We start from the raw sequence: 19,342 nt of genomic DNA on the forward strand, positions 1-19,342 counted from the left end.
TCCTATTTGTCTGTGTTCCCACTGAAGGGGACACCGATTCACCGTCCACTCTTGCTCGAATTGAGCAAGCTTCCTGCATCCTCCAACCTGAGGGGCTGCTGATGGTACAATCCCTCGGCGAGGGCAAAGCCACCCAACATTCCGTGGTACCTGGCCCAAGTTTCCAACATTGGCTCGATCGCTTGTGACGGATAGGAAGCGATAACCTGCCTCCATTGCTTCTCAACGTCACTGATATCCAGGACAATATCGGGTCTCTTTGCATTGCGTTTTGGATCGAGGGAGAAAAAGAGTACCTGGGAGGGATGCCATGTCCTGCCGTCAGTACTGTATTTTTTCAACCCCGATACAAAAACAGCGCGGTCGACCAGAGCTGAAACTGCGCGATGGTCCGGATGATAGTCATCCGGATGGATGGTAAGAATGGTTCTCGCCTCGCACTCTCGAAGAATCGGGATGAGGCTTTGTACACCCTCCTCCGTCACTTCGATTCCGGCATCAGGAAAGTCGAGGATACGCATGAAGTCCAGGCCAAGAGCCTTGCCTGCATCATTGAACTCCTTGACACGTTCCTCTTTGGTGGCGAAACCACCGCTCTCGCCCTTCGTCAAACAGACCAAGCCGGTTGTGTATCCCTCGTTCTTAGCCTTGAGCAGAAGACCTGCAACCGCCGTTTCATCATCGGGATGTGCCGTAATTACTAAAAAATCCACCATATGTCCTCCTACCCTTTCACGCCGGTCGAGGCGATTCCTTCAATGATGTATCGTTGGAAGAAAATGAATATCACAATGATGGGCAACGAAGAGATCACTCCCCCGGCCATCACCTGTTCGTAATAAGTGGTGTGCTCCCCGATGAGGAAGGCAAGACCTGCAGAGAGCGTCAACTTGTCCAAGGATCGATTGATGATCAGAGGCCACATCAGGTCGGTCCAGGTCCACAGTGCTATGAGAATTCCCAGACTCACCATGGCCGAACGTACAAGCGGTACCAAAATCCTGGCAAAGATGATCTGGTACGAACACCCGTCCACCAGAGCCGCCTCATCCATCTCCTTGGGAATGGTGAGAAAGGCCTGTCTGAGGAAGAACACACCGAAGACGCGGAATATCCCGGGCAAGGCGAGAGCGAACAAGGTATTGGAAAGCCTCCAGGAAGTGATGATCTGATAGTGGGGAACCAGGAAGATCTGTCCGGGAATCATCAACAGGCCGAGTACCAGCATAAACAGGACATCCCTGCCTGCAAAATGAAGCCTTGCAAACGCATATGCAGCCATTGCACAGACTGCCAGATTTCCCCCAACCACCAGCGCCACCACAATGAACGTGTTGAGATACAATCGAGCAAAGGGAAACTTGGCGGCGATGATTTGGTAATTCTTCCATTGCCAGACTTCAGGAACCAGCTGAGGAGGAATCCTGATTGCTTCCTCGTAGGTCTTCAAAGAAGTGAGCAGCATCCAGATGAAGGGGAAAACTGTCAGCAGGGCAGCGAAACTGAGTAGGAGAAGTACGGGTATATAGAAGGATTTTTGTTGTTTCATCATGAGTAGTGCACCCACCTTTTTTGCATGACAAACTGGAAAATCGTCACAATCAGGATGATTACAAAAAGCACCAAGCTCACAGCCACCCCATACCCTTTCTCAAAGGCTACGAAGCTGCGGTCGTAGAAGTAGTAGACCAAGGATGAGGAGTACTGGATCGCCAAGGAGGTCGAGCGGATCATTAAAAAGATGAAGTCAAAGATTTGAAAGACATTGATGATGCTGATGGTGATGACAAAAAATAGTGTCGGGGAGAGCAAAGGCAAGGTGATGCGGAAAAAAGACTGCATCGTGCCTGCTCCATCGATGAGAGCAGCCTCATAGTACATGGTCGGTATATTCTGCATCCCGGCAAGCAGAATGACCATCTGCGTTGCCAGCATGGACCAGATGAGAACGATGCTGACAGAATATAAGACGACATCAGGTTCACTAAGCCATGCCACACTCTCAAGCTTGAGTGCATTAAGCAGGACGTTGATCAAGCCGAATTTATAGTTGAACAACCAACGCCACAAAATGCCGATCGCCGCCGGCATGGTGATGGCGGGAAGGAAGAGCAAGGTCCTGAACATGGTGCTCATGCGTTGCAGCTTGGAGAGAAGAAATGCATTGAGGGTAGAGAGTATTACAATGGCAGGAACGCACAACACTACATACATCAAGGTGTTGGAGAGCGAGCGATGGAACTTGGGATCTGCGAACAGACGCCGGTAGTTCTCCAGACCTATGAACCGGGGCTTTCCGAAAGAACCGAGGTCGGTGAAGCTGAAATAGACATTTTGAAAGAATGCAAAAAAGTAGAAGACACCCAACCCCACCAGCAGCGGCAGGAGGAAGAACAGGGCGGCCTTTCGTTCCTGTTTATACAGGTAATGAGGTGTTCTACTCACAGAAAGCCTCCATACAATCACCCGTTATCAAAGGGGACACAGACTCCTTTGCTGAAGCGGTAAGAGATCCAAGATAGGAGCCGTACTGCATACAACGCTGTAAACTTGCATTGTGCACCAAGGCATATATGAAGCCCGCAGCGAAGGAATCTCCGCTGCCTGTGGTGTTCACCACCGTCACCTCAAATGCCGGACTATGCAGCAAATCACCCTCTTTGGTAAGCGCACAACAGCCATCAGCGCCAAGAGTGATGACTGGAATGGGTACAAAAGCCTGCAATGCCTGCATGATTGGGTACAAGTCCTTTTCGCCGGTAATGCTCTTGGCCTCGCCAAGGTTCATAAACACCCAATCGACAAGCCGGGCCTGGTGCTTGCTCTCTTCACTCCACTGTAGACTATCCTGATACCCCAGACCAGTGGAAAAGGAGGCACCCTTCCCTCTTTGAACGGCAATAAATCGTTGCACACAAGCAAGGCCAAGATACTCGAAGCAGATATGCACATGCCTGAACGACTGCTCGGTCATCGCTTGGAGCTGACTAGCAAGTGATTTCTCAAGTAAACAACGGCTTTGCACCCAGGTAAGGAACGAGCGGTCGGTCTTTCCATGCATGATCAGGCTGAGATTGGTCTTCTCCCCCTCCATGGTGACCACACTTGCTGTGTCTACATGCTCCATCCTGAGAAGTTGCACCAGCTGGCTTCCCAAGGCATCGTCACCCACAGAGGCTGCCAATGCACTGTTCAGGCCGAGTTTGGCAAGGGCGATTGCCACAATGGCATTCCCTCCCGCCGACAGCGTGTAGGAGTCAAGAAACATCTCCTCTCCCGGCTGGGGCAAGCCGGTAAACCCTTCGAGCAGGAGATCGCAGTAGATGGGTCCGACGGTGAGGACGGTTTGGTCTTTCATCGTCCTGTCCTCATACAATCGTAGAGAGAGGCTGCATCGGCGCCGACAAAGGGGTGCATTCCCAGTGCCTCGATGGCATTCCTCTCTGATTGCGAAGCGACGGCCTCGATGACCTTGCGCTCATAGCTCTTCATCTGCATCAGCAGTGCCCGAGAGGACGGATGCAAAGCTGAAGCGGTTCCGATGGGAGCAAACCATCCGTCCCGGGGAAGTGTTGAGACTTCAATGACATCGTCATCGGCCAAAGCCGGATCAAAGCCGTTGTTCGGTATATTGAGGATCAATGGCTTCTTGCTGATGCCCATGACCGAAGAGAGTACATCCAATGCAATAGCATCATAGCCGTTGGCATTGTGTTGTTCCAATAGCGAAAAGACAGGAAGGGAGCGGTCTCGACCCGACTCCAAAGCCATATAGGACCCGTTTCTTGCATCCATATAGTGATTGAAAGCATCAAGTGCATCCACTGTTCCTGCACCGAGAGCCTTATACAGCTCCTCATCCAGAATCTTGATGGTCTGGGCACGGCTCAGCGGAGACTTTTTCTGGTTTTCCACGATCGTTTTCGTGTGCTCATAGTAGTACAGGTATTCATTGGGAATCGTTCGTGTTTTTCTGATATGAGATTCCAAATCTTGATAGAAGGGCTCCTTCTCGAAGAATAGTGGCAACTTGGTATCGATCAGGTCTCCAAGCATCTCCTTACCTTTGAGCTGCATCCCGTACACCCAGCCAAGGTGGTTGATTCCGTAATAGTGAAGCAATACATCCTCTGCATCACAGCCGTAGATCTCTGAAGCATAAGTTGCAACCATTTGGGGCGCATCGCAAATGCCGATGATCTTCCGGAACCCTGTAAGCGAGTGAACCGCCTGGGTTACCAGGCCCGAAGGGTTGGTGAAATTGATCAATGTTGCCTTGGGTGCAACCTTCTCGAGCAGACGTACCTGCTGCAGCACCACCGGAATGGTTCGCAATGCAAGAAAGAATCCACCGACTCCGACCGTCTCCTGCCCTATCTGCGAACACCTCATTGCGGTCAGCTCATCAGCGATTCTCTGTTCCTGCCCTCCCACCCTGATGGACGAGAACACATAATCGGCTCCTTCCAACGCTTCCTCAAGCGTTTTGCACAGCACGATGCGGATGGTATTCCGGTGAGATGCGAGTATGCGGGTTAAAAGCGTGCGGTCAAGCAAAGCAAGCTTTTGTGTGTCGATATCGTACAAGTGGATTGTATCAAACACAAGTTCCGTTCGGTTCAGCAAGGAGTGCAACAGTAAGGGAAATCGAGGACTTGCAGCTCCCAGAATGGTCAGTTTCATAGTTCTTTCCTTCGACATGCGTACTCATATTGTATGAGGTAAACGTTTTCCCGTCAAGAAAAGTTTTTCATTTTTTTCCTGCTATCACTGCATCTGGCTTTCTCATTGTCTTTTATGTCAAACAGATACTGCTGTACCCTACCCGACGCTGTCTCCTGTCTGGATTCTATGGGCAAGCAAGGTAACCGGCGCAACCTTCTCTCCCTGTAAGAGCGTAAGCAGATGAGTGGCCGATTGCACCCCTATCTGTATAATAGGCTGGCTGACTGTAGCAAGTGTTGGATTGAGAAACCTTGATAAGGCAATACCGTCAAAGCCCAAGACGGACAAGTCTTGTGGTATACGAAGACCGGCATCCAATGCAGTTCTCATTACACCGATGGCCATCTCATCGCTGAGGACGAACACCGAGTCAAACGTTTTTTTGCTTGCCAACAGCCGCTCCATGGCCTCACTACCAGACTCGACGGTGTAATTGCCGGGTACCACCAATGCTGGATCGAAAGACAGTCCCGCTTCCTCCAAGGCGGTCTTGTAGCCTTGCAGGCGCTTGTCACCAACCGAGTAACCCCAGCCGCCGATCAAGGCGATGTGCTTTTTGCCAAGGGAGAGCAAATAGTTCGTTCCATCATAGGATGCTTGGAAGTCATCAATCCGAACCTGGGGAAACGGGAGGTCGGGGATGTCGATGCCGGCAAGAACAATCGGAATCTGACTTTTTTTCAGTTGGTCGTACACCTTGGGGTTGCTTGTCTCATGCATCAACAGCATGCCGTCCACCCGGTTCTCAAGCAGGAGGTCCAAATAAACGCGGACGCTGGATACCGTGTCCTTGACCCGGCAAACCAATACCTTGTAGCCCGCCTCTTCCAGCACGTGTTCAGCTTGTGAGAAGACCATCTGATGATAGAGCTCCGAGACTTCAGGAATGATAAGGCCGATGGTGAAGGTTTTCTTGAGCACCATGCTTCTGGCAACATGGTTCGCTACGTACCCTTCTTTTTCTATGCAAGCCAGTACCTGCTGCTTCAGATCCTCACTTACAAACTTTGTCCCATTCAACACACGAGACACCGTTGCAACTGAAACACCGGCTTCCTTGGCTATCTCCTTGATTCCCATCGATACTTCCTTTCTCAACTCGAGCATGAACCGATTCAAGGGAAAATGCAAGTAATAGTGGATGATCCAACCTCTGGCAAATCTGTGCAGGAGCTATTTTCATGATGATTCATTTTCTGTATTGACCATCGATATCTGTTTCAATATGATATATTACATCGGTTATATATCTTACGCTATATATTGGGAGCATCTATGTTTCGCAAGTTTGAAAGCAAACCCGTAACCCATGCAGTTTTCTGGATCGCCCTGTACATCGCCATAGTCAATATCGGAGATTCACTTGGAGGCATTCCTAATCTCGCTACCAGTCTTCTGTTGACCGTTTTTTCGATGGTGCTCTTTTTCTACTCGAAAACCAGAATACCTGTAGGTTTTGACAGCTTTTCCAAAAGCAATGCAAAAAGGACCTTGTACTATCTGCCCCTTGCAGCCTTGGTTGGCCTTGGCTTCCTTGGAGGAATCGATTCATCCCTCTCTTTTTCGGATATCCTGATTGCAGTGCTGCTGATGACCAACGTTGGCTTTGTGGAGGAGTTGTTGTTCCGCGGCTATTTGCTTGAGGCCATTGAGAAGGGCAAAGGCAGGAAACGCGCGGTAATCATCAGCGGCATCACCTTCGGTATCGGACATATTGTCAATATCCTGCGCGGCTACGATGCAAGCGAGCTTGCCGTCCAGATTGCAGGGGCCGTAGCCATCGGCCTCGTCCTTGCTCTATTAGTGGTTCTGACCAGGAATCTCATCCCTGGCATCCTCTTTCACATACTGTTCAATATCGGCGGAACCATCACTGTAGAAGAAAGCAGCAGTGAAGGGGTCCTGCTGCTTTTGATCATTGGAATTTGTGCGGCCTACCTGCTGTATCTGCTCAGGCAGCTGAACAAGCAGTAACAGACACTCAGTCAAACGGATATTCCAAGCGCTTGGTATACGTTGTATGCAGCAGGTGGTGACTCATCTGCGACAACGGCTGGTCCAAGAACCGTGCGTACAGGTCCTTGATCGCAGGGTTCTCGTGGGACTTCCGTATTGGTTTGCTTCTATCCTCCTCGTAGATCGACTGAGCACGCTTTGCCCGGATGTCGTCATTTGTTGGAATGGGTTGTCCTCCACCCCCAAGGCAGCCGTCGGGACAGGTCATCACTTCGATGAAGGTATAGGGGCTTGTCCCTGCCTTGATCTGATCAAGCAGGACCCGGGCGTTGGCCAAGGTATTGGCTACCGCCACCTTGACCGTACTTTCGCCGATCTGCAGGGCGGCCTCTCGAATTCCCTTTCGCTCGCGAAGTGAGGCGAACTCAACCTCTTGCAGGACACTTCCGGTCAGCTTCTCAACTGCGGTTCTCAGCGCAGCTTCCATCACCCCGCCTGATGATGCAAAAATTACGGCGCCTCCGGTGGAGGCCCCCAAGGGATCGTCAAACTCCCCTTCTCCAAGCGAGGCGAAATCGATGCCCACCATCTTGAGCATTTTGGCAAGCTCACGGGTGGTGAGAGCCCAATCGACATCACAGAAGCGGTCCTCCTCTGAAAGATTCATTCGCTCCTTCCAATACGAGAACGAGCTGTCCATTTCGCTGCGACCAGCCTCGAACTTTTTTGCCGTACAGGGCATGATTGAAACAACCCGGATAGAACGGGGATCAAGTTGCGCCTGCTCGGCATAGAATGTCTTGGCGATGGCGCCGAACATCTGCTGGGGTGATTTACAGGAGGAGAGATGCCCGACCTGCTCGGGATAGAAGGTCTCGATGAACTTGATCCACCCCGGCGAACAACTGGTAATCATGGGAAGCTGTCCCTGATGGGTGAGTCGATGGATCAACTCATACGCTTCCTCCATGATGGTAAGGTCGGCGGTGAACTGCGTGTCGAACACTTTGTCGAAGCCCAGGGATCTGAGCGCACCAACCATTTTGCCGGTGACCAAGCTTCCCTCTCCGAGCCCCATTGCTTCACCCAACCCCACCCTGATGGCAGGAGCCGTTTGGACCAGTACGGTCAGCGATGGATCGTGAAGCGCATCAAAGACCTGCTGGACCTGGCTTTTCTCGGTAATGGCCGCAGTCGGGCATACAAGTGAACACTGCCCGCAGTTGGTGCATACCGAGTTTCCCAATCCTTGGTCGTAGAAGGTGGCTACCTTCGTCTTCAGTCCGCGTCCTGTCAGCTGAATCGCCGAGACCGACTGCATTGAGGCACACACCTCTACACAGCGATTGCAGAGTATGCAGGCATTCGGGTCGCGGATAAGTGATGCAGAGGTGGCATCAACTTCCTCGAATTTCTTTTTTGTCCTGGGAAACCTGCTTGTTCTTACACCAAGCTGCTGGCTGAGTGCCTGCAGTTCGCAGTTGAGATTGCGTTCACAGGTGGTGCAGAGAAGCGGATGGTTGGCCAATACCAATTCCAGATTGAGTTTCCTGGCATGGAGGACCCGCTCGGTTTGCGTCTTGATCACCATGCCCGGCATTACAGAGTGCATGCACGATCGCACCAAGCGCTTTGCTCCCTCAACCTCCACCACGCACACACCGCAGGAACCATGGGAACTTACATCCTTAAGGTAACAGAGCGTAGGAACCTTGATGCCGGCAGCCAGGCAGGCATCGAGAATACGGGTACCTCGTTCAACGGTGACGGGTTTTCCATCGATGGTACAGCTGATCATCTGCTCATCCATTGCTCACCTCCTGGATTTTGATATCGCAACGCAGACAGCGTGCGGCTTCCATGCGGGCTTGACGGCCGGTGTACCCACGATTCACCTCGGCAAAAGAGAGGTGACGATCTTTGGGTGCCAGCTTTACTGCATTGATGGCCTTCCCCTCATAGAGTGTTTTTCCCACCGTATTGTCGTAGGAAAAGGTGGTGAAAAGCGTATCAAAACGGTCGATGCCCATCAGCGTCCTGTCTATGATGCGTGCAACCTCCTTGCCCTGCCCCATTGCCTGGGCTGCCGTGGAAGGACCGGTGATCACATCCCCGATCGCCCAGACATTTTCCAAATTCGTTCTATACCCGTAGTGCGTCGCCTCGAGGTACCCATGCTTGGAGACGGAAAGTCCCAAACGAGTCAGCAGCGGCGTGTCAACGCGTTCTCCTATGGCTACGATGACGGTGTCGCAGTCAAGGACGCTCTTCTTCTCACTCTCCGTCCTCTGCCTTCTTCCACTGAGGTCGTAGCTGCCCAGCTGCAGCTGATGCACTTCAAGACCTCGTATCCGTCCATCTGCACCGCGCAACACCTGCGAGGGGGCTACATCGAACACAAAGGTGATGCCCTCAGCGAACGCTTCCTCGATCTCGCTTCGGTTGGCGGGCATCTCATCCCTGCCGCGGCGATAGGCTACGGTCACATTACAGCCCGTTCTCCACAGGGAGCGGGCGACATCGATGGCAACGTTGCCGCCGCCGAGAATCACGACCTGCCTGCCCACATCGGCTTGCTGCCCTTCACTGAGAAGCCTGAGCACCTCGGTTCCCTGCAGGTAGCCCGGGCCTTCACTTCCAGCCAGGTCAAGATTTGCATGGTGATACGAACCCAAGGCGAGAATCACCGCATCGCTGTCAGCCTGAAGAGATGGCAACTGAACATCACGGCCAAGTGCCTTACCCAAGGCAAAGCGAACGCCAAGCGTTGTGTAAAGCTCAAGTTCCTTCTCCAACACTTCCTTGGGAAGCCGGTAGTTGGGAATGCCGTAGCGAAGGACTCCTCCGGCCTTTTGGTGTTCGTCATAGATGGTCACCTCGTGCCCCAGCCTCCTGAGGTAGAAGGCTGCCGACAATCCTGCAGGGCCCGCCCCTATGATGGCAATACGCTTGTTGGTTTGTGCAGGCATCCTTCCCAAAAGCCCCTGATATACATCCTGCTCCTGCCCCATCTTGTACAGGGTATCGGCAAGGTAGCGATGCAACTCTCCCTGATGCACCGGACCGTCCAGGTCGTCGCGCCTGCAGCGCATCTGGCAGTGAAAGTGACAGATGCGGCCCAAGGTGCCCGGCAGAGGGTTGTCCTCCAACGTGGAGGTAAAGGCTTCAACAAGACGGTCTTCCTTCAGGAGGGCGATGTACGAAGGGATTCGCATGGTAAGCGGACAGGAGTTGGAGCAAAGCTCCCCCACCAAGGTTTCGCAGGTTCCAGCCTCACACTTGTGCCGTTTGATGTGACTCTCATACTCCTCGGAAAAATAGTTGAGGGTGGTCAACACCGGGTTCATTGCAGACTGGCCCAAGCCGCACAGAGCGGTGTCGCTGATATGCAGGCCCAGCTCCTTGAGTGTCTGAAGGTCCTCCTCCTTACCCTCTCCTTCACAGATGCCTGAGACCAGAGCCAGAGCCTGGCTCAGACCTTCCCTGCAGGGCGTACAGGTGCCGCAGGACTCCTTGGTGGTGAACTCCAAAAAGTACCGGGCGGAGTCGACCATGCAGTTGTCGCTGTCCATGACGACCATTCCCCCCGATCCCATGATGGCTCCCAGAGCACCAAGGCTCTCGTAGTCGATGCTGCTGCCAAACAATCGTGCAGGAATGCATCCACCCGAGGGGCCTCCACTTTGCACGGCCTTGATTTTCTTGTTTACGTTGACCGACCCGCCTCCTGCTTCATAGATGAGGGTGGTAAGCTTTTCGCCAAGTGGCAGCTCGACCAGGCCGGTATTCTTCACCTTCCCTACCAGTGAGAACACCTTGGTCCCCGGACTCGCAGGATTGCCGATCCTGGCAAACCATGCGCTTCCCTTGCCTATGATAAGGGGAATATTGCACCAGGTTTCCAAATTGTTGATGGTGGTGGGACGACCTAGAAATCCCTTTTGGGATGGGAAGGGAGGTTTTACCCTCGCCCTTCCGGCTTTTCCTTCAAGGGAGGCGATCAAAGCTGTTTCCTCACCGCAGACAAACGCTCCCGCCCCCTCCACCACAGAGAGATTGAAGCTGAAGCGGCGTCCTAGAATATCGTCACCGAGCAAACCCATCTGGTAGGCTTGGTCGATGGCGACGCGCAGCCGGTCGACTGCAAGTGGATATTCTGCGCGTACGTAGACGATTCCCTCCTGTGCACCGGTGGCATAACCGGCGATGGCCATGCCTTCGATGAGCATGTGGGGATCGCTTTCCATCTCATTGCGGTTCATGTAGGCACCGGGATCGCCTTCATCCGCGTTGCAGAGGAGGAACTTGGAATCTCCGGGTTCCTTGGCCATCAACTCCCACTTCATGCCGGTGGAAAAGCCAGCACCTCCTCGTCCGCGAAGCTTTGAGTCTTTCACTTCAGCAAGCACTTCGCTTCGACTCATCCCCCCAATAACTTTCTCCAGCGAGCGATACCCGCCGACGGCCACATACTCTGCAATGTTTGCAGGATCGATGAGGCCTGCATCACGCAGCACCAGTTTCTTCTGAGCGTGAAAGAAAGGAACTTCATGCCAATGCATGAGCTCTTCAAACCCCTCCCCGTAGGGGTGAAACGCCAGATGATGATCCCACTCGGTAATTTTACACAAGGCCTTGGGCTTGAAGTATTCACCTTCGGCCAGACTGTCGAGAATGAGAGGAACATCGGCAACCTCCACCTTTGACAGCCATACCAAGGGTTTGGCGGGCAGGTAGAGCGAGACCAATGGTTCTTCGCTGCAGCAGCCGAAGCAGCCTACACTGCGCAGGCTTACATGCAGATTCCGACTTTCCATCTCTTTCTTGAATGCCGCATATACCTCGGCGGCTCCGCTTCCTATTCCGCACGTCCCCATCCCTACTGCGATGCTTGGATGGCTTGGGTACATGCTCTGCTGCCCTTCGTGTTGGAGTCTGTCCAATAGTCTGTTCATGAGACCTCCTTGCCTTCGAGCAGCAACTGAAGCATTTGTGTAAGCTTCTGTTCCGTTACACGGGAATGGATGACTGAATCTATTGCAATAACCGGAGCCATGGCGCATTGACCGAAGCACGCCACGGTATGCACGGAGAACCGTACATCGTCAGTGGTAGCCGTCCCATCCTCATCCAGCTGCAGATCCAGTTGCTTGAGGACTTGAAGCAACAACGGTTTTGATCCGCGGGTGTGACAGGCTGTCCCCCTGCATACAGTGATCACATGCTCACCTTGTGGTTTGAGATTGAAAAATGCATAGAAGGTGGCAACTGAATAGACTGTCGAGAGGGGTACTTGAAGCGCCTTTGCAACCAGGACCAACTCTTCCTTGCTCAGATAGTTGTGATCGCTGGTACGCTGGACTGCTTCCAGAATGGACAATAGAGCTCCACGCTCGGTGCGGTGAGAGTCTACAATTGACTGGATCGCCGTGTGTCGATCGCTCATGAGGACCTCCTTGGAAAAAAACAGGGACAGTGCACGAAAAACCTGCATCTATACCTTTAAACATCCAATGAATGTTGTAATATATTCCTGAAGATCGTTGTTTCTATACTAAACCTGTAAAATGTATAAAGCAAGGTATCTATTTAGATTGCAATGGATAATTAATCGGTCTCCAATGTATTACTACAATTTTAATGTGATTACTTTCATATTATAGATACCCACGTTCTTCTTGGGCGCACTATTTGACCTAAGAGCGCTGCTTCCCTATCCTATAGTGCAACCAGAGGAGTTTTATCTATGAAGAGTTTTCGTAAAGAGCTGTTTTTCAATCTGCCTTCACGCAGGGGTTTGGTGAACATAACCAACCTGGTGCAACAAGCCGTGACTGAAAGCGGTGTTCTAGAGGGATTGGTCTTGATAAACGCCATGAACATCACCGCAAGTGTCTTCATCAATGACGATGAGAGCGGTCTGCACCACGACTATGAAGTCTGGCTTGAGAAGTTGGCTCCGGAAAAACCGTACAGCCAATACAGGCACAACGGATACGAGGACAATGCCGATGCACACCTCAAGCGCACCATCATGGGACGCGAAAGCGTAGTTGCCATAACCAAAGGATCACTTGATTTCGGTACCTGGGAGCAGATTTTCTATTATGAATTCGATGGAAAACGGACCAAGCATGTGCTGGTGAAGATCATCGGGGAGTGAGATGCATCAAGGCTTGTCGTCTGTAGTGCCTGGCTTATGGGTTCCATAGTGCGGTTCTGCCTCTCTAAGCATGCTCTGCCGTAACACACGATTAAGGGTGGTTTGATATCCCTTGCCTTTTGATTTGAAATGTTCCAGCACGTCAGCTTCGACATAGATGCTGATCTTCTTCTTTACAGGGCGATAATTTGCTGGATTTCGCAAGTGAGAAGGCTGCAGTTGGGCCAGTTGCTCATCGGTCATTTCTGCAATATCGGAGAAATCGATCTCACTCGCTTCTTCATCGTTGGTTTTCATACACACACTCAGCCTTTTTCTCCCTGGAGAGGCCTCCCTTGCTGAAATAATCCTGATATTACCATTTCTATCAGTATATACTATCAATATAAGCAAGTAATTGCCATGATGTCTGATGCACTGATAGCGCATTTCTTCAAGTGAGGAGTGCTCCCAATCAGTCTATTCAAGTAATCGAGGATCTTCAAACACATCAAGTATTTTATCAAACGCAAAGCCATGTTTCTTTTTGAGGTCCCAACGTCGTATCTTTCGCACTTGACAGCACCTTCAGAAAACCGGTTGTCGTGGACAATACTGTACAAATCAGGGAGATCATGCATATTTCTGTGAATTTCAACCACGATCTGGTCGACGGTGCCCCCGCAGCACGATTTCTCAACACGTTCAGAGACTATGTGGAAAAGTCTCCCGGGAGAATCATGAGCCGGTAGCGTAAAACACCATGCTCACGATATCCTCAAAACTGCCGTCATCCATTGCAAACCCTCCCCTGATCGTCCCCAATCGCTCAAAACCAAGTCTTTCATACAGGGCCAGAGCCCGGGTATTGGAGGCGACGACGGCGTTGAATTGAAGGATTCTGAAGCCGAGGCTGGAAAGCTGCTTCAGCGAGTCCTCAACCAAGGCCTTTCCGATGCCTTTGCCCTGCATGCTTTTCTTCACCGCATACGATGCATTGGCAATATGGCCGACTCTGCCGACGTTGTTCGGGTGCAGAATATACAATCCCGCAAGCTTGCCTTCTTCCAAGGCAACCGCTGTATAGCTTTGGCCGGCAAAGAATACAGACGAGTTCAGGTTGCTGAGCTTCTCATTCTGAGGAAAAGCGTTGCCCTCCTCGACCACTTCATTCCATATTTCGGTCATCGCCGGGATATCCAGCTCGGTATACGCTCTGATTGTCATACCAGGAGTGTACCACAAACCGGCTTGCCTTGCCTTCGGTCTTTGCGGTACTCTTGCAAGGCGAGGAAAGTGAGAATGCATAATCAGAATACCATCTTTGTAACACCCAAACTGCTGGCACAGCAAAGCAATGCCCTTGCATCGTTGACGAAGCTGGCACAGCAGTGCAATGTTGCTCTCGCCTACCCAAACGACGCCCGGGACGAGGCCCGGCTCTTGTGCAAAGCTCACCCGTTTCTCTCTTCCTGCCTGCAGGCGACCGAACAAGCCCTTTTTGAAAGCGTTGCAGACAAAACAGGGACATTTTTACTTGATGAAGGGATTAATCTCTCCTTCTATTGTCCCCTTGAACTTGCCACGTCCTCGGTCATCACCCTGTTCTTTCATACACTGTCCGATGCCATCGCTTACATCCAAGCGTTCCCAAAGCCCGGCGAGCAGCTGCCCAAGCTTATCGATGCATATGCTGCGTTGCTTGCACAAGGCAAGTTGGTCGCCTTCCCCACCGAGACCGTCTACGGCCTTGGCGCCGATGCCTTGAATGAGGAAGCGGTGCAAAGTATTTTTGCAGCGAAGCAGCGCCCCTTCTTCGATCCCTTGATCGTACATATCGCCGGCTTGGATCAACTTGAAGGCTTGGTGGTCGATCTCGATCCAAGAGCAAAGCTGCTCATGGATCGCTTCTGGCCCGGTCCCTTGACCCTGATTTTAAAAAAGCACCCCTCGGTGCCTGCAATCGTAACGGCCAACAGCCAAACGGTCGCCATCCGCATGCCTTCCAATCCATTGGCACTGAACCTGATCAAGGCCAGCGGAAAAGCCATCGCAGCTCCCAGTGCAAACCGCTTCGGCTACACCAGTCCCACTACCGCTTTACATGTAAAGGAGCAACTGGGAGAGCGTATCGATGCAATACTGGATGGAGGTGCCTGTACGGTTGGGATTGAGTCTACCGTGCTGTCGCTGTGCACCGAAGTCCCCACCATTCTTCGACCGGGAAAAATTGGGCTGAAGGAGCTCGAGCCTCTGCTTGGCGAGGTGAAGGTATCCAAACAGGTCGGACCTACCGATACGAATCTGGAGAGCCCGGGCTTATTGGAAAGCCACTATGCCCCCGCCACCCCGCTCTACTTGGTTGACGATGTCACCCTCTATAAAGACCAAAGCGATGTCGGAGTACTGCTGTTTGAAAAACAGCGTGTCCCGTTCAAGGGACCGGTGGTGTATGTAAGTGAGAAAGAGGATGCGGAAGAGGCGGCAAGCCGTCTGTACTGGGCGATTCGCCACCTCGATTCCATGAACCTACGCTGCATGGTAGGAAGCCTTCTCCCTGAAGAAGGAATCGGGGTTGCAATCAACAACCGCCTCCGCAAAGCTTCGGCAAAACATTGAGATCAGCGGTTCAACACCTCTGCAAAGGCTTTGATGGCATCCTCTCTGATGTTATGCACATCCTCGTCGCCCTTGCTCATCATCTTGATGATTTTCCTGGCCAGCCAACCCATTTTGGAAAAGAGAAACTCTCCGCCGAAGTAATCCATCACCAAGGCCTTTTCACGCAGTGCCTGGCTGTAGTTCTGCTCAAGTTGCTTGACCGCCCCATCGCCCTCTTCCATCATGCACAGAAACAAACCAAGTCTCTTGGAAAGCAGAGCCTGTTCATTGGCTGAACAGAACCTTCTGAGCCTCCCGTTGGCCCTTCCAGCATACACCGCACCACCAAGGACAACCGTATCATAGGCATCCAGGTCTGCTTTTGACTGCTGTGCAAGATTTTGAAGTACTGCGCCATCCTGCAGGTGCTTCTGCAACAATGTAGCACAGGTTTCTGTCGTTCCATACTTTGTTGCGTAGATAATGAGTGTTTTAGCCATCACTTCCTCCACAAGCAGCATCATAGCACGCAGATTCAGCCAACAAAAGGTCGGGCATGCAAATAAAAATGAGGAGAACGGCTGCCCGTTCTCCCCCATCGTGCAATACGGTAGTGACTACCACCTGCCGCCCTTGCTTCTTCCACCCTGGCGCATCTGACCACCAAGCTGATCGGTACGGTTTGCAGTCTGCCTTGCAGCAGCTTCTGCTCTGCGCTCTTCTACAAGCGCCTTGAGCTCTTCAGGAATCTCACCATCTTCGAGGATGCAATCCTGAAGCATCTGTCTCTGCTGTACCGCCTGTTGTGCCATCTGGGCGGGACGAGCCTGAAATGCCATCTGTGCGGGGCGGGTCTGTACGGCTGTACCCCTGCCACCTCTTTGCATCGGAGCTGCAAATGCGATTGCTGCGACTACCACAAGAAGGATTGATACCATAAGAATTCGTTTCTTGTTCATTGTTGACCTCCAGTCAATTTGTTTGTTGTTCTTGACTCTATGGTCGCATCCCAATATTCAGTCTGTTTCAACGATGGGTAAAGATTAGGTAAAGCGAAGAGTGAATGTGGTTGTTGTATTGCTTTCTACTTCGATCGTCCACCGATGTGCCTGGACGATGGCTTTCACAATCGAGAGTCCCAGACCCGAACCCTGACTGCTACGGCCGGCCTCGCCTCTGCTGAGACGATCGAAAAGACGAGGTAGATAGGATTCTTCTATGGTTCCTTCATTCTCTATGGTCAAGCTTTCAGCACTTTTCTCTGCATTACTGGTGAAACGTACCTGTACGATACTATGCTCAAGACCGTACTTGATGGCATTGCTCATCAAATTCTCCATGGCACGGGTGAACAATTGCTGGTCCGCATCGAGCAGGGCGTCGTCCGAAGGAAGTTGTATATGCATATCACGCTTGGCTGCCTCTGCCTCAAACCGCTGTACGAACGTGTGCAAAAAAGGCTTCAAATGGATCATGCTCGTATGTACCACCAGATCAGGCGATTCCAGCTTGGTAAGCAAGGCCAGGCTGTCTATCAAGGACTCAAGGCGCACCGTCTCCTGCTGAAGAAGAACCAACCTCTCCTCATTGAAGGGCAGGACATTGTCCCCTACCGCCTCCAGCTGGCCCTTGAGTACAGAAACCGGGGTTCTGAGGTCGTGGGCAATATCCTCGGCCCACTGTCTACGCAGTTTTTCTTCACCCTTCAAGGTTTCCTGCAACGTCCTGGCTGCATTTGCAATTATGTCAAACTCCACGACGTGCTTGCTCTCTACAGCTACAGTTCGCTCGCCGCCTGCCATCCGGTCCAAAGCCTGGGCAAGATTCCGACTCTGCTTTTTCAACGGTTTGAGAAACAAGAAAGCCAGCAGCGTCGAAACTATCAGTGCAATCAACAACGCCCGGATGAGTATGCGCTTGGCCGCTGCCAGCAAGGAAGCGTTGCCTTCCATTTCAGAGAAAGTCGGCAGATTGACTGCGTAACGATAGAGAAGTTCGCCCGAACCGGATTTCACTTCCAGCCAAGTCAGATTCTCGACCAAGCCGAATTGGAGTCCCCTGCCCCTGCCCGCTCCTCGTTCAGCCTTGCGGTAAGAGTAGAGCAGCTGACCGAGGCTGTCGGTAACATAGAGATAGGTGGGTGCATACGGCAAGGAACCGAAGAGCGTCGAGGCGGTGTCCGCGGTAACAGGCTGTTGTGCATCAAGCAGTTGGGCGACGATGTAGGCATTCAACGATGCCTCCTCCTTTGCATGCCAGGAGGCTTGGGCTGCATCGAGTCCAAAGGAGAGGAAAAACGATAGGACCAAGGCGAAAATCAAGAGGCTCAAGATGACCAGAGCCAGATTCAACGCCGCAAGGGAGAAAGGCTTTCGCATCCTAGCGCTCCTTCTTGGTTCCACTGAATGCATACCCGAAGCCGCGTACCGTCTGAATCCACTCGACGGAGCCCAGCTTTGCGCGAAGGTTCTTCATATGGGTGTTGATCGTTCTGTCACTTCCATCGTGCGTGTAGCCAAGGCACTGGCCGAGCAGCCGCTCTCGTTTGATGAGAACCGGTGCATTGAGTGCAAGATAGGAGAGCAGTTTCCACTCGAGGGCGGTCAAGGAGACCGGCAGCCGGTCAACCAGCACCTCATGCTTTTGCTCATCGAGAACCAAGGTATGGCCATCCTTTTCCCACATTGAAGATGACTGTTTTTCTCCATGAGGCTGCTCGACTCTTCTGAGAATGGCTTGGACTCGCAGCACCAGCTCCTTTGCAGAGAATGGCTTTATCACGTAGTCCTCGCCACCGAGTTCCAGACCGGTGATTCTATCGCTCTCAGACTCCCTGGCGGTGAGAAAAAGAAAGGGAATGGACGGGTCGTGCTGGTGTATCTGCTTGGCAAGCTCAAATCCGTTGCCGTCGCCGAGCATGACATCGAGAATGCAAAGCCGGGGATGTTTGAATGCAAGACTTTCCACGACACCTTTCACCCCCTCGAATTCGACAACTTGGAAGTCGGCCAATTCAAGGTAGACTTTGATGATTTGCCTGATGGAACTGTTGTCCTCAACTACATAAATCATGCTTCGATGGTACAGCTGTCTGTATGCCAACTCAAGAGAGACAAGCGAATCTTTACCTATTCTCCACCGATCATAGGGCAGTCCAGCCACCGTCTACGAGCAGCAGGCTGCCGGTAACCATGTCTGCATGGTCGCTTGCAAGATAGAGAACGGCCGAAGCAACGTCTTCAATGGTGGCGACCCTGCCGCGGGGAATCTTGGAAAGAACCGAATTGAGAAAAGCCGGATCATCCAAGCGCTCGGCCGTTCCTGGTGTATAGACAAACGTCGGGCCTACGGCGTTGACCGTAACTCCCCTGCCCGACCACTCCACCGCCAATGTCTTGGTCAGCATGTTCAGTCCGCCTTTGGAAGCGCAATAGACTGCTTCATGCGGGATGGCCACGACCGAGGCCTGGCTGGAGATGTTGACGATCCTGCCTTTTCCCTGCTTGAGCATCCGCTTCCCGGCTTCCTGGCAGCAAAAGAAGGTTCCCTTGAGATTGAGATCCATCATCCAATCCCAATCCTCTTCTGTTATGTCCTCGGCTGCAATGGGATTGCCCATTCCGGCATTGTTCACAAGAACATCGATCGATCCCAGCTGTGCTTCAATGCGCTCAAAGCACGCTCGAATCGATTCAACCCGCCTGAGATCCAAGGCAAAGGTGTACGCCATTCCCCCGTTGCTCTCAATTGTCTCTTTCACCTCGGCCAGGGCTTGCGTGTCACGGGCGGCAAGGGCGACGACAGCGCCTTCGGCGGCGATTATCTGGGCCAAGCCCCTGCCGATGCCCTTGCTTGCTCCTGTGACAACTACCAGTTTCCCCTCAAGGTGGGAGCCGAATTTCTGTGTATCCATACGAG

The 19,342-nt window shown here is 52.2% G+C and carries 19 protein-coding genes and 1 pseudogene; 4 read left to right on the forward strand and 16 right to left on the reverse strand.

Annotated elements, in window-relative coordinates; all coding sequences use genetic code 11:
- Positions 1-38: 38 nt before the first annotated feature.
- The 6 genes from MUG09_RS08930 to MUG09_RS08955 form a co-directional block, all read right to left on the reverse strand.
- A complete protein-coding gene (locus MUG09_RS08930) occupies positions 39-716 on the reverse strand; it encodes a PIG-L deacetylase family protein (protein WP_244771072.1) in 678 nt (225 codons plus the stop codon).
- An 8-nt stretch (positions 717-724) separates the two neighbouring features.
- Positions 725-1,549 carry a carbohydrate ABC transporter permease gene (locus MUG09_RS08935; protein WP_244771073.1) on the reverse strand — a complete coding sequence of 275 codons (825 nt, stop codon included), beginning with the start codon at positions 1,547-1,549 and terminating at the stop codon, positions 725-727.
- Positions 1,549-2,445 carry a carbohydrate ABC transporter permease gene (locus MUG09_RS08940; protein ID WP_244771074.1) on the reverse strand — a complete coding sequence of 299 codons (897 nt, stop codon included), beginning with the start codon at positions 2,443-2,445 and terminating at the stop codon, positions 1,549-1,551. Before MUG09_RS08940 ends, MUG09_RS08935 begins: the two co-directional genes overlap by 1 nt.
- A complete protein-coding gene (locus tag MUG09_RS08945; RefSeq protein ID WP_244771075.1) occupies positions 2,438-3,358 on the reverse strand; it encodes a carbohydrate kinase family protein in 921 nt (306 codons plus the stop codon). The genes MUG09_RS08940 and MUG09_RS08945 overlap by 8 nt, the downstream gene beginning before the upstream one ends.
- Positions 3,355-4,683, reverse strand: a complete 1,329-nt coding sequence (locus tag MUG09_RS08950; RefSeq protein WP_244771076.1) for a family 4 glycosyl hydrolase — start codon at positions 4,681-4,683, stop codon at positions 3,355-3,357. The genes MUG09_RS08945 and MUG09_RS08950 overlap by 4 nt, the downstream gene beginning before the upstream one ends.
- A gap of 138 nt (positions 4,684-4,821) precedes the next feature.
- On the reverse strand, positions 4,822-5,832 hold the full coding sequence (locus tag MUG09_RS08955; RefSeq protein ID WP_244771077.1) for a LacI family DNA-binding transcriptional regulator: 1,011 nt from the start codon (positions 5,830-5,832) through the stop codon (positions 4,822-4,824).
- Positions 5,833-6,000: 168 nt separating this feature from the next.
- Between MUG09_RS08955 and MUG09_RS08960 the strand changes: the two genes are divergently transcribed.
- Complete coding sequence (locus MUG09_RS08960; RefSeq protein WP_244771078.1) at positions 6,001-6,699, forward strand: CPBP family intramembrane glutamic endopeptidase; 699 nt, start codon at positions 6,001-6,003, stop codon at positions 6,697-6,699.
- A gap of 7 nt (positions 6,700-6,706) precedes the next feature.
- Here the strand turns inward: MUG09_RS08960 and MUG09_RS08965 are convergent, their stop codons facing one another.
- From MUG09_RS08965 to MUG09_RS08975, 3 genes are read right to left on the reverse strand one after another with little or no spacing between them, the layout of a single operon-like run.
- The gene (locus tag MUG09_RS08965) at positions 6,707-8,491 is read right to left on the reverse strand and encodes an NADH-dependent [FeFe] hydrogenase, group A6 (RefSeq protein WP_244771079.1); all 1,785 of its coding nucleotides are present in this window, start codon (positions 8,489-8,491) and stop codon (positions 6,707-6,709) included.
- Positions 8,484-11,636 carry an FAD-dependent oxidoreductase gene (locus MUG09_RS08970; RefSeq protein WP_244771080.1) on the reverse strand — a complete coding sequence of 1,051 codons (3,153 nt, stop codon included), beginning with the start codon at positions 11,634-11,636 and terminating at the stop codon, positions 8,484-8,486. The genes MUG09_RS08965 and MUG09_RS08970 overlap by 8 nt, the downstream gene beginning before the upstream one ends.
- Positions 11,633-12,127 carry an NADH-quinone oxidoreductase subunit NuoE family protein gene (locus MUG09_RS08975; RefSeq protein WP_244771081.1) on the reverse strand — a complete coding sequence of 165 codons (495 nt, stop codon included), beginning with the start codon at positions 12,125-12,127 and terminating at the stop codon, positions 11,633-11,635. The genes MUG09_RS08970 and MUG09_RS08975 overlap by 4 nt, the downstream gene beginning before the upstream one ends.
- A 300-nt stretch (positions 12,128-12,427) precedes the next feature.
- Here MUG09_RS08975 and MUG09_RS08980 point away from each other — a divergent pair, with 300 nt between their 5' ends.
- On the forward strand, positions 12,428-12,844 hold the full coding sequence (locus tag MUG09_RS08980) for a secondary thiamine-phosphate synthase enzyme YjbQ (RefSeq protein WP_244771082.1): 417 nt from the start codon (positions 12,428-12,430) through the stop codon (positions 12,842-12,844).
- A 6-nt stretch (positions 12,845-12,850) separates the two neighbouring features.
- Here the strand turns inward: MUG09_RS08980 and MUG09_RS08985 are convergent, their stop codons facing one another.
- Positions 12,851-13,141: a BrnA antitoxin family protein gene (locus MUG09_RS08985; protein WP_244771083.1), complete on the reverse strand. Its 291-nt coding sequence runs from the start codon at positions 13,139-13,141 to the stop codon at positions 12,851-12,853.
- Between the two features lie 263 nt (positions 13,142-13,404).
- Here MUG09_RS08985 and MUG09_RS08990 point away from each other — a divergent pair.
- Positions 13,405-13,575: pseudogene (locus MUG09_RS08990) on the forward strand (2-oxo acid dehydrogenase subunit E2); the annotation flags it as partial.
- Here the strand turns inward: MUG09_RS08990 and MUG09_RS08995 are convergent.
- Positions 13,562-14,050 carry a GNAT family N-acetyltransferase gene (locus MUG09_RS08995; protein WP_244771085.1) on the reverse strand — a complete coding sequence of 163 codons (489 nt, stop codon included), beginning with the start codon at positions 14,048-14,050 and terminating at the stop codon, positions 13,562-13,564. The pseudogene MUG09_RS08990 and the gene MUG09_RS08995 sit on opposite strands and share 14 nt — an antisense overlap.
- A gap of 75 nt (positions 14,051-14,125) precedes the next feature.
- Between MUG09_RS08995 and MUG09_RS09000 the strand changes: the two genes are divergently transcribed.
- Entirely contained in the window at positions 14,126-15,442 is a 1,317-nt protein-coding gene (locus MUG09_RS09000; protein ID WP_244771086.1) for an L-threonylcarbamoyladenylate synthase, read from the forward strand.
- Positions 15,443-15,444: 2 nt separating this feature from the next.
- Here the strand turns inward: MUG09_RS09000 and MUG09_RS09005 are convergent, their stop codons facing one another.
- The 5 genes from MUG09_RS09005 to MUG09_RS09025 form a co-directional block, all read right to left on the reverse strand.
- A complete protein-coding gene (locus MUG09_RS09005) occupies positions 15,445-15,924 on the reverse strand; it encodes a flavodoxin domain-containing protein (RefSeq protein WP_244771087.1) in 480 nt (159 codons plus the stop codon).
- 117 nt (positions 15,925-16,041) lie between these two features.
- A complete protein-coding gene (locus MUG09_RS09010) occupies positions 16,042-16,383 on the reverse strand; it encodes a hypothetical protein (RefSeq protein WP_244771088.1) in 342 nt (113 codons plus the stop codon).
- 84 nt (positions 16,384-16,467) lie between these two features.
- Complete coding sequence (locus MUG09_RS09015; RefSeq protein WP_244771089.1) at positions 16,468-17,802, reverse strand: sensor histidine kinase; 1,335 nt, start codon at positions 17,800-17,802, stop codon at positions 16,468-16,470.
- Position 17,803: 1 nt separating this feature from the next.
- Positions 17,804-18,496 carry a response regulator transcription factor gene (locus tag MUG09_RS09020; protein WP_244771090.1) on the reverse strand — a complete coding sequence of 231 codons (693 nt, stop codon included), beginning with the start codon at positions 18,494-18,496 and terminating at the stop codon, positions 17,804-17,806.
- Between the two features lie 70 nt (positions 18,497-18,566).
- Entirely contained in the window at positions 18,567-19,337 is a 771-nt protein-coding gene (locus MUG09_RS09025; RefSeq protein ID WP_244771091.1) for an SDR family NAD(P)-dependent oxidoreductase, read from the reverse strand.
- Between the last annotated feature and the right edge of the window lie 5 nt (positions 19,338-19,342).

The organism is Sphaerochaeta associata (assembly GCF_022869165.1).
In the GTDB taxonomy this organism is placed as follows: Bacteria; Spirochaetota; Spirochaetia; order Sphaerochaetales; family Sphaerochaetaceae; genus Sphaerochaeta; species Sphaerochaeta associata.